Source organism: Pseudoalteromonas sp. S327 (assembly GCF_005886415.1).
GTDB lineage: Bacteria > Pseudomonadota > Gammaproteobacteria > Enterobacterales > Alteromonadaceae > Pseudoalteromonas > Pseudoalteromonas atlantica.
This window is the reverse complement of the sequence record NZ_PNDP01000037.1, coordinates 63,871-80,731: the sequence shown is the minus strand read 5'-3', so window position 1 is coordinate 80,731 and position 16,861 is coordinate 63,871. Positions and strand designations below refer to the sequence as shown.

Annotated in this window: 10 protein-coding genes; 5 read left to right on the top strand and 5 right to left on the bottom strand. The window is 39.9% G+C overall.

The features are described from left to right. The first annotated feature begins 6 nt into the window (after positions 1–6). From hemB to mdoH, 4 genes are all read left to right on the top strand, one after another. Positions 7–1,017 carry a porphobilinogen synthase gene (gene hemB, locus CWB60_RS12620; RefSeq protein ID WP_138577389.1) on the top strand — a complete coding sequence of 337 codons (1,011 nt, stop codon included), beginning with the start codon at positions 7–9 and terminating at the stop codon, positions 1,015–1,017. Between the two features lie 130 nt (positions 1,018–1,147). Then, positions 1,148–3,877, top strand: a complete 2,730-nt coding sequence (locus tag CWB60_RS12615) for an ExeM/NucH family extracellular endonuclease (protein WP_138577387.1) — start codon at positions 1,148–1,150, stop codon at positions 3,875–3,877. Between the two features lie 325 nt (positions 3,878–4,202). After that, complete coding sequence (locus CWB60_RS12610) at positions 4,203–5,822, top strand: OpgD/OpgG family glucan biosynthesis protein (protein WP_138577385.1); 1,620 nt, start codon at positions 4,203–4,205, stop codon at positions 5,820–5,822. After that, positions 5,794–7,755, top strand: a complete 1,962-nt coding sequence (gene mdoH / locus CWB60_RS12605) for a glucans biosynthesis glucosyltransferase MdoH (protein ID WP_054983609.1) — start codon at positions 5,794–5,796, stop codon at positions 7,753–7,755. Before CWB60_RS12610 ends, mdoH begins: the two co-directional genes overlap by 29 nt. A 357-nt stretch (positions 7,756–8,112) precedes the next feature. Here mdoH and fusA read toward each other — a convergent pair whose 3' ends face one another. Both fusA and ylqF read right to left on the bottom strand, forming a co-directional pair. Then, positions 8,113–10,197 (bottom strand): elongation factor G, encoded by a 2,085-nt coding sequence (gene fusA, locus CWB60_RS12600; RefSeq protein WP_024033968.1) that lies wholly within the window; start codon positions 10,195–10,197, stop codon positions 8,113–8,115. An 814-nt stretch (positions 10,198–11,011) separates the two neighbouring features. Continuing rightward, entirely contained in the window at positions 11,012–11,965 is a 954-nt protein-coding gene (gene ylqF, locus CWB60_RS12595) for a ribosome biogenesis GTPase YlqF (protein WP_138577383.1), read from the bottom strand. 411 nt (positions 11,966–12,376) lie between these two features. Here ylqF and CWB60_RS12590 point away from each other — a divergent pair, with 411 nt between their 5' ends. After that, the gene (locus CWB60_RS12590; RefSeq protein ID WP_055019626.1) at positions 12,377–13,105 is read left to right on the top strand and encodes an HAD family hydrolase; all 729 of its coding nucleotides are present in this window, start codon (positions 12,377–12,379) and stop codon (positions 13,103–13,105) included. Here CWB60_RS12590 and CWB60_RS12585 read toward each other — a convergent pair. The 3 genes from CWB60_RS12585 to CWB60_RS12575 are packed head-to-tail and all read right to left on the bottom strand — an operon-like array spanning position 13,079 to position 16,793. Continuing rightward, complete coding sequence (locus CWB60_RS12585) at positions 13,079–13,837, bottom strand: dCTP deaminase domain-containing protein (protein WP_138577381.1); 759 nt, start codon at positions 13,835–13,837, stop codon at positions 13,079–13,081. The genes CWB60_RS12590 and CWB60_RS12585 overlap by 27 nt on opposite strands. Before the next feature lie 13 nt (positions 13,838–13,850). After that, positions 13,851–15,101 (bottom strand): LlaJI family restriction endonuclease, encoded by a 1,251-nt coding sequence (locus CWB60_RS12580; protein WP_055019628.1) that lies wholly within the window; start codon positions 15,099–15,101, stop codon positions 13,851–13,853. A 12-nt stretch (positions 15,102–15,113) separates the two neighbouring features. Next, the gene (locus CWB60_RS12575) at positions 15,114–16,793 is read right to left on the bottom strand and encodes an McrB family protein (protein ID WP_055019629.1); all 1,680 of its coding nucleotides are present in this window, start codon (positions 16,791–16,793) and stop codon (positions 15,114–15,116) included. Positions 16,794–16,861 lie beyond the last annotated feature (68 nt).

Here is a 16,861-nt window from a genome sequence, read left to right as displayed (position 1 = left end):
AGTAACATGGCCCAATCAGGACTCGACCTTTTCCCATATACCCGCATGCGTAGAATGCGCCGCAGTGATTTTTCTCGCCGTCTTATGGCCGAAAACCAACTATCGGTAAACGATTTAATTTTTCCGGTCTTTGTACTTGAAGGTAAAAACCGCCGCGAAGCAATTGAATCAATGCCAGGAATTGAGCGTTTATCAATTGATTTATTGCTTGAAGAAGCTAAAGAGCTTGTAGATTTAGGTGTACCTGCCGTCGCTATTTTTCCGGTAACCCCTGCTGACAAAAAGTCTTTGATGGCCGAAGAAGCCTACAGTGAAGATGGCTTAGCACAACGCACAGTTCGTGCTTTAAAAGAAGCTTTTCCTGAGCTTGGGGTTATTACCGATGTAGCCCTTGACCCATTTACTACTCATGGCCAAGACGGCATTATTGATGATGAAGGTTATGTAATTAATGACATAACCACTGAAATTCTTGTTAAGCAGGCGCTTTCGCACGCCGAGGCAGGCGCAGATGTGGTTGCACCCTCTGACATGATGGATGGCCGTATTGGTGCTATACGCGAAGCACTTGAAGCAGATGGACATATTCACACACGCATAATGGCTTACTCAGCTAAATATGCCTCTAGCTATTATGGGCCGTTTAGAGACGCTGTTGGCTCTGCAGGTAATTTGAAAGGGGCCGACAAAAAAACGTATCAAATGGATCCTGCCAACTCTGATGAGGCAATTCGTGAAGTGGCACTTGATTTACAAGAAGGCGCCGACATGGTGATGGTGAAACCCGGTATGCCGTACCTTGATATTGTTCGTCGTGTTAAAGATGAATTTGGTGTACCTACTTTCGCATATCAGGTCAGTGGCGAATATGCAATGCACAAAGCGGCAATCGATAACGGCTGGTTGAGTGAAGAGGCCACAATTATGGAATCTTTACTGGCATTTAAACGCGCCGGAACGGATGGTATTTTAACGTATTTTGCCAAGCAGGCCGCGCAATGGCTGCAAAATAAGTAAACATGTTATCAAAGGCGGTACGCCGCCTTAATTTTTTTACAATCATTAACATATTTGTATTCTTTTTGTCATTTAGATTGCCTAAACTGGTGTCCCATTTTGGGATTTAAATACACGGGAATAATAAAAAATGTTAAAAACGAAAATAACGCCACTGGCGCTTGTATTAGCAAGCCTCAGTGCACCAGCCTCCGCCGATCTAATCATTTCTGAATACATCGAAGGCAGCAGCAACAATAAAGCGATTGAGCTTTATAACAATGCTGATACAGAGCTTTCTCTTGAAGGTTATACTTTAGGACTTTATTCAAATGGTAGTAGTTCGGTAGGTAACTCAATTGATTTATCAGGCACATTGGCTGCCAATACCACCTATATCATTTCAAACCCTAGTGCTGACGCTGCCATTCTTGATATTGCAGATGAAACCAGCACAGTAACTTACTACAACGGTGACGATGCCCTTGTTTTAACTAAAGATGGTGTGGTGGTTGATAGCTTTGGCCAAGTGGGTGTTGATCCTGGCTCTTTTTGGTCTGATGATACAGTACAAACTCAAAATAAAACCTTACGAAGAAAAAATAGCATCACAACGGGTCGAACTGACTCAACTGCAACTTTTAATCCTAGCGATGAATGGGAACAGTTTGATATTGACACCTTTGACGGCTTAGGCTCGCATGCTGGCGATGGTGGTACGGCTCCTGCGCCAGACCCTGAGCCAGAACCATTAGAACCGCTTGTATGTGGCGCAGATAAAACGCTAATTAGCGCTGTGCAAGGTTCTGGTGAAGCAAGCCCGTTAGTAGATACCCTTGTTGAAATTGAAGGTATTGTCACTGCCGATTTTCAAGGTGAAGATGGCTTAGATGGTTTCTTTGTGACCTCGCTTGCTGCAGATGTAGATAACGACCCAATGACCTCTGAAGGTCTATTTGTATACTTTACTGATACCGATGTAAATGTAGGTGACCATGTGCGCGTACAGGGTACGGTTGATGAATACTATGATTCAACACAACTTGCAGATGTAACACAAATTGCAGTATGTGGTACTGACGAAGTGGCCTCTGCAACCTCAATAAGCTTACCTTTAGAGAGCCAAGCTGACCTAGAAGCTTATGAAGGTATGCTAGTAAGCCTAGATCAAACACTTGTAGTTACTAACAACTACGGCTTAGGTCGCTATGGTGAAGTAGAGCTAGCCACTGAGCGTTTATACCAAGGTACTCAAGTTGCATTGCCAGGTGATGCAGCCAATGCTGTTGAAGCGGCTAACTTGACTAAAAAAATCTTATTAGATGATGGCTCTACAGCTCAAAACTCAGATCCAACGGCTTACCCAGCGCCAGGCCTATCGGCAGAAAATACTCTACGTACCGGCGATACTGTAAATGCGGTAACAGGGGTAGTTACATACAGCTTTAGCACGTATCGCATTCACCCAACAGTTACACCACAGTTTATAGCGACTAATGCGCGTGAAGATGCGCCTGAGCAAAGTGAAGAAGCCGATTTACGAATCGCCAGCTTTAACGTACTTAACTACTTTAACGGTGATGGCCAAGGCGGTGGTTTCCCTACTAGCCGTGGTGCAGACTCAGAAGAAGAGTTTGTACGTCAAGAAGCAAAACTTGTAAGTGCTATTAGTGCAATGCAAGCTGATGTTGTTGGCTTAATGGAAATTGAAAATGATGGCTTTGGTGAGTTCAGTGCTATAGCAAGTTTAGTAAATGCATTAAACGATGCTGACAGCGCTAACAACTACGCGTTTGTAGATTTTAACGTAGCCCAAATTGGTACCGACGAAATCACCACTGCCCTTATTTACCGCGCAGATAAAGTAGAAGAAGTAGGCACAGCCGCTATTACTACTGATTACCCGTTTGATTACAGCAACCGTGCCCCAATTGCACAAAGCTTTAAGTCACTTTCAACAGATGAAGTATTTACTGTTTCTGTAGCCCACCTTAAATCTAAAGGGAGCTGTGGTGATGATAACAACGACGACCTAGGTGATGGCCAAGGCTGTTGGAATGAAATTCGTACCGAAGCTGCTGATGCGTTTACTGATTGGTTAGACAACAAACCTACTGGCGTAGATGACGAAGATATCATTCTTGTTGGTGATATGAACGCTTATGCAATGGAAGATCCAATCCGTAAGTTTGATGAAAAAGGCTATAAAAACGTAGTCGCAGAGCTTGATGGCGATACACTAAGCTACTCTTATAGCTTCTCTGGTCGTGCAGGTAGCCTTGACCATGCTTTAGCAACCGAGTCTTTACTAAGCAAAGTTGTTGCAGCAAATGATTGGCATATCAATGCTGATGAGCCTATTGTGCTTGATTTCAACCTAGAGTTTAAGAGCGAAGGTCATCAATCTACGCTATACGCAGAAGGGCCATACCGTGCATCTGATCACGACCCAGTTATTGTTGATATAAAATCTGAAGTAGTACTTACCCCTGAAGAGCAAACACCGGTAATTGCACCTGATCAAATATTCACAGTAGATGAAAACAGCGCTGTAGGCACTGTGATTGGCACACTTGATTTTAGTGACCCTAACGCTGATGTATCACCTGTGGTTAAATTTATCGTATCAGGTAACGATTCTGTATCAATTAACGAGCAAGGTCAGTTAATTGTTGCAAGCGAAGTAGATTACGAGTTTGAAAATCGTATTACCCTTACAGTACAAGCAGAGGATAGTGTAGGTAACGTATCTGAAGCACAAACGGTTGTAGTAAGAGTAAACAACCTACGTGGTGATGACGATAACGACTCAGGCTCATTGCTTTGGTTATCTCTTTTATTAGCACCACTTTCATTAGTGCGCAGATTTAAGAAAAAATAACGAGTGATTTGTTTTAAAGCCGCATTTTTGCGGCTTTTTTTATGCTTATAAAAATGTAATTCAGACAAGCTTCAGTAAACAACCCTTAATATCTTCCATACCGTTTATTAACTATTAATAGAATTAGCCGCGCAACAAATACATTAAATGAGTATTTTTTACACATAAGCCGTAGTTAAAACCCTTTTTAATAAATTTAACTGTTGAAATGTAAACACTTTATTTACGGATTAAAAGTTGCACTATAAGTTCGTCACCCTTGTGTAGTAGTTAAGTAACAAACCCTAAGCGTAAAAATAAGTCGTGTTTTTATAAAGGAATGGAAATGAAACAATTAACCCAAACACCTCCTACTTGGCAGAAAAAAGCAACGCCATTATTGGGTCTACTTTTTATTTTTTCTGGCTGGGGCTATAGCACGCAGGCAATAGCAGCAAGTGTTGATGCAGCAATTCCGCAAGAAAGCCTATTTGAAGTAATAAGCGCCCGCGCTAAAAAACTAGCCGAACAAGAATATGCACCTCCAAAAAATATAGAGCTAGAAGCATTAAATAATATTGATTACCAAGATTACCGCTCAATTCGATTTAAGCAGGACAAATCAGTGTGGAAAGGTGAAGGCCTGTATGAGCTACAACTCTTTCACCCTGGTTTTTTATATAAAACACCGGTAACAATTAATACCGTAGAAGGCGACTCAAAACGTAATCGCCTACCTTTTAGTACTGATTTTTATCAATACGATGGCACAGCCGCCCCTTTAAAAGACGAAATAGCAAAAAGCGTAGCCGGCACGCAACTAGGCCATGCAGGCTTTCGCTTACATTACCCAATTAACACAAACGAATACAAAGATGAGGTAATGGTGTTTCAAGGGGCCTCTTATTTTAGAGTTGTTGGTCCTAATCAAGTATATGGTTTATCAGCACGCGGATTAGCAATCGATACCGCCGAAACATCGGGTGAAGAGTTCCCTATGTTTAAAGAGTTTTGGCTTGTTAAGCCCCAGGCTGAGCAAACTAACATCACTATTTTTGCATTGCTTGATAGCCCTTCGGTATCAGGCGCTTACAAATTTGATATTGACCCAACAACCAGCATGTTAGTTGATGTTGATATGCAAATTTTTGCCCGTAAAGATATTAAAAAGCTAGGCGTAGCCCCTTTAACAAGTATGTTTTACCATGGTGAAAACAGCACTAAGTTTTTTGATGACTACCGCCCAGAAGTGCATGACTCAGACGGCTTGTTAACGCAATCAGCTGATAACAAATGGGTATGGCGCCCGCTTAACAACCCAACACAGTTAAGCGTTACGTCGTTTTCATACACCAACCCTAAGGGGTTTGGTTTAGCACAGCGTGACCGTGACTTTAACAATTACCTAGATACTGAAGCGCACTACCACGACCGTCCAAGCCTGTGGATAGAGCCAAAAGGTGAATGGGGAAATGGCCGAGTTGAGCTAGTAGAAATACCAACAGATACAGAAACGAACGACAATATAGTGAGTTACTGGGTGCCTGAAAAGCCAATGAAAGCTGGTGATTCATTAAAGCTAAGCTACAAAATGAGCACCTTTAACGCCCATTTAACTCAACACCAAAAGGCGCGTGTAACACGCACACGTATAGGTAGCGCAGCGCTGCCAGGTGAAGATAATCCACCACCGCAAAGCCATCGCCAGTTTACCGTTGACTTTGCAGGCCCCGATTTAAACAACCTGTCTGAAAAGCTAACACTTGAAGCCGACATTCAGCTAACAACAGGTGAAGTAAGGGATGTAACAGTGCAAAAACTTCCTAAATCTCTTGGTTGGCGAGTAGCGTTTAAAATTGCACCACAGGACGATCAACCCGTAGATATGCGTTTATCGTTAAAACTTCGTGATAAAGAAATTAGTGAGGTATGGAGCTATGTTTGGTACCCAAATGACATCAAGTAATAAAGGAAAGGGCACACCAATGCCATTCAAAACACTGCGCGTATGGTTATTTGCTATTGCAGCACTCACTGTTTCAGGGTACGGCATCTCCATTATGTTTGAAATTTTAAGCTCAAACGGAATGACCTTGCTTGAATATGCGCTATTGGTTTTATTTTCAATAACCTTTGCATGGATTGTTACGGCATTTTGTAGCGGCACGATAGGATTTGTACTGCAATTATTTCGTATTGACCCGCTCACCCTAAGACGCATTAAGCCTATTGAGTTTGACAATGCCGCGCTTGCACAGCAAAAAACCGCGGTAGTTATGCCTATTTATAACGAAGACACGCACCGTGTTATTGCCGGCTTTGAAGTGAGCTTACAATCGCTAAAAGAGACAGGGCAACTTGCCAATTTTGACTTTTATTTACTTAGCGACACGCAAGACCCTGAAATAGCACAAAACGAGCTAAGCGCATGGCATGCTTTATGTGAGCGTTTAGGCGATACTGCAAAACAGGTTTTCTATCGTCGCCGCGAAGATAATAAACACCGTAAAGTAGGTAACTTAACCGACTTTTGCGAGCGCTGGGGCAGCCAATACGATCACATGATTGTACTTGATGCCGACAGCGTAATGACGGGTAAATGTATGCTAGAGCTGACCACAAGCATGATCAACAACCCGCAAGCTGGCTTAATTCAAACTATCCCTATTCCAGTTCGTCAAGACACCTACTTTGGTCGTTTTTTACAATTTGCCTCAGTGCTTTACAGCCCAATGCTGGCAACGGGGTCTGCTTTTTGGCAAACCGACAAAGCTAATTATTGGGGCCACAATGCCATTATTCGTGTTGAAGCATTTATTAACTATTGTGGTTTACCTACGCTTGAAGGCAATGCCCCCTTTGGTGGCGAAATTTTAAGTCATGACTTTGTAGAAGCTTCACTACTGCACAGTGCAGGCTGGGATGTTTTATTACTTAGCGATATTGAAGGTAGCTACGAAGAAGTACCAAGTAACATTTTAGATTATGCCATACGCGACAGACGTTGGGTTCAAGGTAACATTCAGCATCTTGGTTTATTAGGCTCGTCTAAATTAAAGTTAATGAGTAAGTTTCACTTTTTATTAGGCGCAACCGCTTATATTTCATCGCTTATTTGGTTATCTATGCTGGCACTAAGCACCATAGATGCGGTAACACGTGCATTAAATAGCGATGTGTACTTTAATCGGGTTTATCAGTTATTCCCAACGTGGCAAATAGCTAAAACAGACCTAATTGATTCACTACTTTATTTAACCATTATTATATTATTGGTGCCTAAATTAATGGGTGTAATTGTCACGCTAGTGCACAGAAATAAGCGCTTTGGCGGCTCGTTTAAATTAATACTAGGCTCAATAATAGAGACTGTATTTGCCATTATTGTGGCACCACTTATGATGGTGTTTCATGCTTACTTTGTAGTGTGTGTATTTTTGGGTAAAAAAGTTAAGTGGGATGCACAACCGCGCGAAGGCCGCATGGTACCGTGGAAAGAGGCGTTTAATTACACACTATTTTCTACCTTGGTTGCCATAGTATGGGGCGCTACAGCCTATTACTTTACGCCAGTGTTCTTTTGGTGGTTATCGCCTATATTACTCGGTCTATTACTTGGAGCGCCAATAATACGCTACACCAGTAGCATTAAGTTAGGTGTGCAACTGCGTAAAATGGGAATATTTATTTGCCCTAGCGAAGTTGATAACGACCCTATGCTAAACAACCTTAAAGTGCATTTAAAAGAGATTTCGGTACCAGAGCCTGGGCAATACCCTAAAACGGTGCCAGCCCTGCCACAAGAGCATTTAGTGGTTATGCCCATACAAAGCTTTAATAAGCCTCGCTTGCCAAAGATGAAAGCGCTAAGAGCTAAAGCAATTAAGAAGTTTAATTAGCGCAATGGGCACGCACTAAATACAAAAAGGAGCATGATTGCTCCTTTTTTTATACCTAAAATAAGCCGCTATACAACTTCCCTTTCATAACTGCGCCTCACTAACCCAAGTATAGATTACTGTATTAAGTGAGCGCTCTTACGCACTCTGTGCGAAGCTAAGCAGCCATTGCTCCTACGGTCATCACTTAAGCTTTAATTAAAGCATGTATAGCTCACCACTTTAAGCAGCCTTTTATTTAGGCTGCCAATGTTGGTATTACTGTTTTTGAGAGACGCTAACTCAAAGAGTAATTAAATCGTAGGCAATAAAAAACCCGCAACATGTGCGGGTTTTTTTAAAGAGTTACAGAGCTAATTACTTAGCTGCTTTTTTCTCTTTTTCTGCAGCGATTACAGTGTCAGCTACGTTTTGTGGACATGCTGCGTAGTGTGAGAACTCCATAGAGAACTGACCACGACCTGATGTCATTGTACGTAGTGAACCGATGTAACCAAACATTTCTGATAACGGAACGTCTGCTTTAATGCGAACGCCAGTTAAACCAGCTTCTTGGTCGCTTAGCATACCACGACGACGGTTAAGGTCACCGATTACGTCACCAACGTGATCTTCTGGCGTGAACACGTCAACTTTCATGATTGGCTCAAGAAGTTGTGCGCCCGCTTTAGGGATCGATTGACGGAAAGCGCCTTTAGCAGCGATTTCGAATGCGATTGCAGATGAATCCACGGCGTGGAAGCCACCGTCGAAAAGCTCTACTTCAACGTCAAGTACTGGGAAGCCAGCTAGAACACCTTCGTTCATCATTGACTTGAAGCCTTTCTCAACTGCAGGCCAGAATTCTTTCGGTACGTTACCACCAACAACTGATGAAGTGAACGTGAAGCCTGAATTCGCTTCGCCTGGCTTGATGCGGTAATCAATTTTACCGAACTGACCAGAACCACCAGATTGTTTCTTATGCGTGTAGCTATCTTCGATTTCACGAGTGATAGTTTCACGGTAAGCAACCTGTGGTTGACCAACAATAAGGTCTACGCCGTAAGTACGCTTAAGGATATCTACTTTGATATCTAAGTGAAGCTCACCCATACCTTTAAGGATAGTTTCGCCTGAATCTTCATCAGTCTCAACTTGGAAAGACGGATCTTCTGCAACCATTTTACCGATAGCAATACCCATTTTCTCATTACCGCCTTTATCTTTAGGCTGTACAGCAATCGAGATTACTGGAGTTGGGAATACCATTGGCTCTAGAGTTACTTTGTCTTTCGGATCACATAGAGTGTGACCAGTTTGAACGTTTTTCATACCTACGATTGCAATGATGTCACCAGCTTGTGCGCTAGTTAACTCTTTACGTTCGTCAGCTTGCATCTCAACCATACGGCCAACACGCTCTGTTTTACCAGTAAACGAGTTAAGGATAGTGTCACCCTTGTTAAGTTTACCTGAGTAAATACGTACGAATGTTAATGCACCAAAACGGTCATCCATGATCTTAAATGCTAATGCTTTGAAAGACTCATCAGCAGATACGATTGCATGCTCGCCAGTTTCGTTACCTTCTTCATCCATAAGAGGTTGAGGGTCAACTTCTGTAGGAGATGGTAAGTAATCAACAACAGCGTCAAGTACTAGTTGAACACCTTTGTTTTTGAATGCAGAACCACAGAATGTAGGGAAGAAAGCAAGGTCACGAGTACCTTTACGGATACAACGCTTGATATCTTCTAAAGAAGGTACTTCACCTTCCATGTACGCTTCCATTAGGTCATCGTCTTGCTCTACAGCAGTTTCGATAAGCATTTCATGGTATTCGTCAACTTTGTCAACCATGTCTGCAGGAACGTCTGTGATTTCGTAGTTTTCAGGAAGACCAGTGTCATCCCAAACGTATGCTTTTTTAGTAAGAACGTCTACAACACCAACGAAGTCATCTTCAATACCGATTGGTAAAGTCATAACTAGTGGTACAGCACCAAGTACTTTACGTACTTGTTCAGTTACACGGTAAAAATCAGCACCCATACGGTCTAATTTGTTTACGAAGATAATACGTGCAACTTCTGATTCGTTAGCGTAACGCCAGTTAGTTTCTGATTGTGGCTCAACACCACCAGAACCACAGAATACACCAACACCGCCGTCTAATACTTTAAGTGAACGGTAAACTTCAACTGTGAAGTCAACGTGTCCAGGAGTATCGATAACGTTGAAACGGTGATCTTTCCAGAAACAGCTTACTGCCGCAGACTGGATAGTAATACCGCGCTCAGCTTCTTGATCCATGAAGTCAGTAGTAGATTCACCATCATGAACCTCACCTGTTTTATGGATAGTACCTGTAAGCTTCAGGATACGCTCAGTAGTAGTGGTTTTACCCGCATCAACGTGCGCGAAAATACCAATGTTTCTGTACTTCGATAAATCTGCCATTATTTTACTCTTAATAAAGTCGATAAATTATTCGGCGGGAGTATAGCATTACTTAAAGCGAACATCACCATACAAGTCGCTTAAAATGCAATCAATTCAATAAAATTTTTCTAGATTTACATCAAGCACTGGTTAAATAGCACTGATTATTATGTAACCCATTAAAAAGATTATGTTTTATTCTTGTAATCTGAAGAGCACTCAGTTACTTAATTATTTTGTAACCACCTTCATAGTGCGCAATACTAACGCCACTTTAATCTGCCGTTAGCGCGTTAGTTTTGATTAAAAACACTTAAAAATATAAATATTTCGCCTCAGTACAGCTATTTAATTGCCTCTTTATTGAGCAAAAAACTCCTTTTAAGAAATCAACTCGATTCGGTTTTCCTGTATTCGATGCTTTCGAATTATGTATGAAATTCTTAAATGACTAAAAAACAACACAAGTAATTACCATTGAAAAGCGAATAAAAAACGCACTTAATAAAATAAGAATTATTTGCATTTAGGTGTTGACAGTTTATTAGATCTAACTGATAATCAATATCAACAAGGCGGGAATGCATACCCACTTGTGACGGAATGAACTAATTTGTTTCTCGACCCTGAAACAACGTGTGGCGCACGTAAACAGCTATGGTTACTTGTTATGAACCGCAACGCCCCTTGATGTTGATGATAAGTAACCGCCCTACTATTTTACTTGCTACATTGCTCATATCGGTGACGGTAGATATGAAACTAAAAAAGCCCTTACGGGCTTTTTTATGTCTGTAATTTAGTAAGTAACATACTCACATAAATTCACATATTAACGGCGGTTTTTACGTGCACGTGCACGGCGCTGTTTTTTCTCTTCTTCTTTAGCGGCTTTTTTGGCCTCTGCAGCGGCGCGTAAGCCAGCTACCATAATTTCTTCTTCTTCACGCATGGCTGGGGTTTCCATGGTAATACGGCCGATAATCCCATCACGTAATTCGTTAATCAGTATTTCAGACATTTTATAGGTGTCTATTTTGTTACCGCCACGAATACAACCACGCTTTTTACCGGCCATTTCTACAAACTCCCAGTCACTTTCTGGCAGTTCATCTATTTTATAGCGTGCTTTTAAAAGCTCTGGGTAGGCTTTTAATAAATACTCTGCGGTATAACTTGCCACATCTTCGTATTCAAGCGCTGTATCACGTATTGCACCGGTGGCACCTAAACGATAACCCGAGTTCTCGTTTTCTACTTTAGGCCACAGCATACCTGGTGTGTCGTAAAGCATAATGCCGTCTTCAAGCTTAATACGTTGCTGCGCTTTTGTTACCGCAGGCTCGTTACCCGTTTTTGCAACTATGCGCCCAGCTAATACGTTAATTAACGTTGATTTGCCCACATTTGGAATACCCATGATCATGGCTTTAATTTGCTTATCGGCGCCCACTTTATGTGGTACTAACTTTTTACACAGCTCATTAATACGATGCACCTCTGCGGCTTTATCGTTACCAAATGCAATCGCTTTTACGCCGTTTTCTTGCTCAAAGTAATCCTTCCACGCTTGGGTCATTTTAGGGTCAGCTAAATCGGCTTTATTCAATATTTTGATGACCGGCTTACCTTCACGCAAAGTAGCCACCATCGGGTTTTCGCTACTGTAAGGAATGCGCGCATCTAGCACTTCAATGATCACATCCATTTGTGGCATTATTTCTTTAATTTCATTTCGGGCTTTATTCATGTGCCCAGGGAACCACTGTATTCCTGCTCTACTCATTTGATATGTAAACCTTTTATTTCAACCCATAACACCATGGGGTACTGTGTGGGGTACTGGGTGAGTAATTTCGATTTATCACCTCAACTAATACTTATAAGTTTACAGCATTTACTGGCTCTATTGCATAAGTTTATGGTTAAGCCATAATAAGAATCATATTTGATAAAAAAAGAATGTTGCATGGTTCATTTCTTTTTTAATGGTCAATAAGATACCCCCCTAGATTTAGACTACTTGGCTAAGTTGTGTAGGTTAAGTAATGAATTTAGTGTTAATAACTTCCTTTGAAAGTTACTTTGAGTGCTCTATAGTTTGCTAACCACAAAGTACTTAATAGCCACAAAGAAAGCTTAAGGACTATTTCATCAGTATGCTAAAATGAACTTGATTTAGTAGCTAGAGATATAAATGAGCAATTCAAAAATAAACTTCATTCCTAAAATATGGTTCTTCGATATGGAGGGCACATTACTCCAAAAAGATTTCGCTTTAGATAATGGAAAGGTTGCTCCTAGTGCTTGGACCGTTTTAGCTAAATTAATTAGTGAGGAATGTTACTTAGAGGAAGAGTTATCAAAAGATCGGTGGAACGCTGGTGAATATAACGGCTACTTAGACTGGATGAAAGATACAATTCGTATTCAACAAGAACATGGCATAAAGAAATGGCATGTAGATGAAATTGTAAAGTCAGCAAAATTACATAATGGTGCTCATGAGCTAATAACATTAATAAAAGCGACTAATGCCAAGGTCGTATTAATTAGTGGTGGAATAAAGGCTTTAGCCGATAAGGTACAGCGAGAGCTAAAGATAGACCATGCTTTTAGTGCATGTGAGTACTTTTTCGATGACTTCGGTAACCTAGATTTTTATAACCTTTTACCTACAGACAACGAAGGTAAAGCAAGCTTCATGCAACAGATTGCAAAAGAATATGGTGTTCCTCCGTCTGAATGTGCATTTGTTGGAGATGGAAAAAATGATGTGGCGCTAGCTAAAAGTGTTGGTATTTCAGTTGCCTTTAATGCACAAATTGAGCTATCACAGATAGCAACATTTTCTATCAAACAAAAAAAAGGCCAAGAAAACCTTGCCTATATAAAAGAGTTAATCTTTAGTCCCGACTCTTTCTAAGTACTCTATTCTTTTGGTTAACACCTCAATTTTAAGCTCTAATGCTTTTTGCTTTTCAGTTACAAGGAGTTCATACTTCGAAATAGTTATTGGCGCTATAATAGTAATTAAAGCCAACGAAACAGAAAGCCATATAGCTGCTTTACCTAACTTTATCTCAGCAGCTTTACTTGCTACCTCTTCTGCAATTTGGGTTTTTAACAAATCCCTGTTTAAAAAATACTTTGGTAATCGAGAAATATCCTCTATTTTATACTTTAAATATGTATAGTAATCATAAACTCTAGGCTTGACTGCTTTTATATTTTTTTCATCAAAGTTCTCAAGTTTATGAAAAACAACTCGAAAAAATTCCTGCTCACTATCTATATCAAATTCTTTTGTAGAAAAGTTAGTAACTAGTGTGGACAGAGGCCCTTTAAAACCACTATCTACAATTCCTGTGTTTAATGCCAACATTCCTTTTTGCGACAGTCTATTTTTTAAAAAGACGTAGGCGACATAGCCTGGCCTCACATCTATTATTTCGGAAGATACTAAAGATACCATCTCTTGCGGCTTCAGTTTATGAGAATCCGAAGTTGCCACATTACCATCATCATTCTTTGAAATGATTGTTCTTACATGTAAATCAATACTTGATTTACCTAGATAGGTTGTGTCTAGTAATGAACCATCTGAAAAGCTTTTCACCAAACCTAAATTAATTGCTTCAAACGGGGATAATTGCACTTATGCTACTTCCTTATAACTTAATTAACTGTTTAAAAACGAAGCTTTTTATTACCTCTAAAGGCTCTATAAAACTGCATATAATAACAGGGTAATCATCTAGCAGATCTTCTTCCAAAATATTTTTCATGTTTGGCTCAGCCATGTACGCAGACTCAATTGGCCCATTATTACCAGGGAATATAAACATATTAGAGACATTGTTATCAGGGTATATTGATTTCACTGCTTTTGCGTAAAAGAACTGCTTGACTAAATCTGGCCAACCTGGCGCTGTTTCTAAACTTTTCGCAGCGTAATATTTAGCATCAATAACTGTAAAGTCCTCTGTATAGGGATCTCTAAGAACTATATCGGTTCTTTGCCCTTTCCTACTCGCTAACTTCAATTCACCATTTATTTTATATACTGGCTTAGCTAGCTTTTTATTAATAGGAAAAATATTTTTAAGCGTTTTTGATAGCATATGCTCCCACATACCCTCAAACCTTTTCACGCCAATAGAAAAATCACTTTTTTGTGACATACTTTCTAATTTTAGGTAGCTAATTAATTGTTTAATCAGATAGATATCACGGTCAGAGTAAGCGCGTGTTAACTCATTGTTTAGGTGATAAATCTTCGCATCATTACCCATTAATGAGGTAGGGACATCGATAAGCTGCTTAGTTATAGCTCCATCATCATCGTTAATTAACCAGCCGACTTTTTGATCTAAATTACGTAAAACTTCCGCATGAATTTTCGCGGTTTCACAGTTGGAATATACTCGCTTGATAGAACCTGCTAATTCTAAGTAAACAGGACTATCACCAGACGTATACGGTATAGATTGCTTAATCGTACGGTTCCAATCTACTTTCCCTGAGTTTACTTTCCTTTCAGATACTCTACGTGTGAAAAGACCGTTGTTGAAGTAGTCTTCAAATAAAGCAAATATTAAGCCTAGGTACTCTTGCCCATGAATACCTTCATCAACTAATTCATCAGCACTTATGGCATTATCTTTATCATCTAAATAACGTTTAAGTGCTTTCAATAAAGTTGCACATACTTTCTTCGTGCTTGACTCATCGATTTCTACATAGTCACTATTTCGGGGAAGAAATACAGCAATTTGATCGTCAAAGTTAATTAAGCCGCAAAACATAACTTTTTGTCCATTACCGTAAAGTAGCCCCTGCTTATTCAAATTTTGAACTAGCTTCTTGGGCATAGCTTTAACAATGCTTTGCCTATCTTCAAATAGATATAATTTACGCATTTTTAATTAAATCTATTCTGGTTGTTCATCTGCGACAACTTCTTGAACTTTTTGCGCTTCGCTTAATGCCTCAGATAACTTAGCCTCAAAGTTTTCAGAAAAGATAGGATTACCTTCTCCAAATTGATGTGACAACTGACCGAAAGTACCTGCTACTGATGTATTAAAAATCACATCACGCTTTCCATGACGAAGTACATCATCCCAGAGGTAAACTAATATTTTACCTTTTAGTGTATTATTAGCTTCTACAATAGTAGTGAGCTCTTCATCGGATACAAAGCGGTGGCCTAAAAGGCGATCTTCAGGGACTTGCAAGGAAGACAAGGTATCATTAACAACTTCAGCAAATACTTTCCAAGGTACTTCAGGCTTTGAATCATCAGCAAACGTTAGTTTGAAATTACCAACACCGGCCTGAGTAAAATCTATAGGTAAATATTCAAATAACCAACGCCTTTTAAAGGCGGTATCCATCGGCATGACCGATTGGTCACTACTATTCATAGTAGCAAGAATTGATAAGTTAGAAGGCAAGTAAAGCTCATTAAACTTATCTGGTTCATTTAGATTTTCTTTAATGTGAAGCAACATATCGGGATCAGAAGCTTCTATCTTATATTGGCTTTCACCTTGCATATTTCGATCTAGCAGCTGGAAAATCTCACCAAAAACAGCTGCGGCAGGCGCTCTATTAAGCTCTTCAATTACAAGATAAACATGTTTACTCGTATCATTTAAGGCTTCTATTAATGCCTTAGTGAATGGCCCAGGTCTAAACTCATAAGAAATCTTTTTTTCACCATTCGAATCTATCATAACTGGCTTTAAAGCGCCTACGAAATCACTGTACTGTGTGTCAGGGTGAAAAACCGTTGTGTAGCGACAATGGTACTCAGTTATTTTGTTTATACGATGACTCTTCCCTGTCCCTGGCGCACCATAGTAAATTTTATTTATGGCTTTTAAGTTATTAGTTGTATAAGTTGTTTGTAACTCTGTAATGGTATTATCTTTGATCTCAAACTCTTCTACATTCATTTTCGAGAAGTATGTCTTTAAATCTATATCTTGATTAAAGGCATTTATAAGGACTTTAAGCTTTGACGAGTTAGCTACAACTAAATTACAAGCTAATGCGATACTTGATTCATAAACATCACTACGATCTAAAGTTTTACCTTTGGCAGCCTCAGACTTACGACCAGTTTTTATCCACCAATCACGATCTGACATAAACTTTATAAAAAAGTCTTTCTCATCTGTATTAGTGATGAGGGTATCCAAAATTTCGATAAAGTCTTTCTCTATTTCTGAACCTTGATTCCCCCAAAGCTCACTTGGAAATTGTTTCAAGTAGGTATCAATATCTTTTGCGTTATAGCCTTCTGCTCTTAAACCTTTTTTGATCTCATCTATAACACTTTTATACTCAAAAATAGCACCATATAAGTCACTAAAGCAAAGGGCATACCACAACCCAGAAGATGGTACATCTGCACGTAGGCCTGCCTTTCCAATAAACGTGATTGAGAATGGGTTTATGACGTGTGTTCCAGACGAATCAACATTGCCGAGAGCTTTTATTAGTCGTGCTTTTAGCTCTTCATCGATTTGAACATCACTAGAATAATTCAATTTGGTGAATTGATTTTGACATTTATCAATTAAGGTATTGAGATTTTGTAGCAAAATTCCCTCTCACATATTGTCTGATCATTTATACAGTGCTATCCTACCAGGATTAAAACCGGATAAGT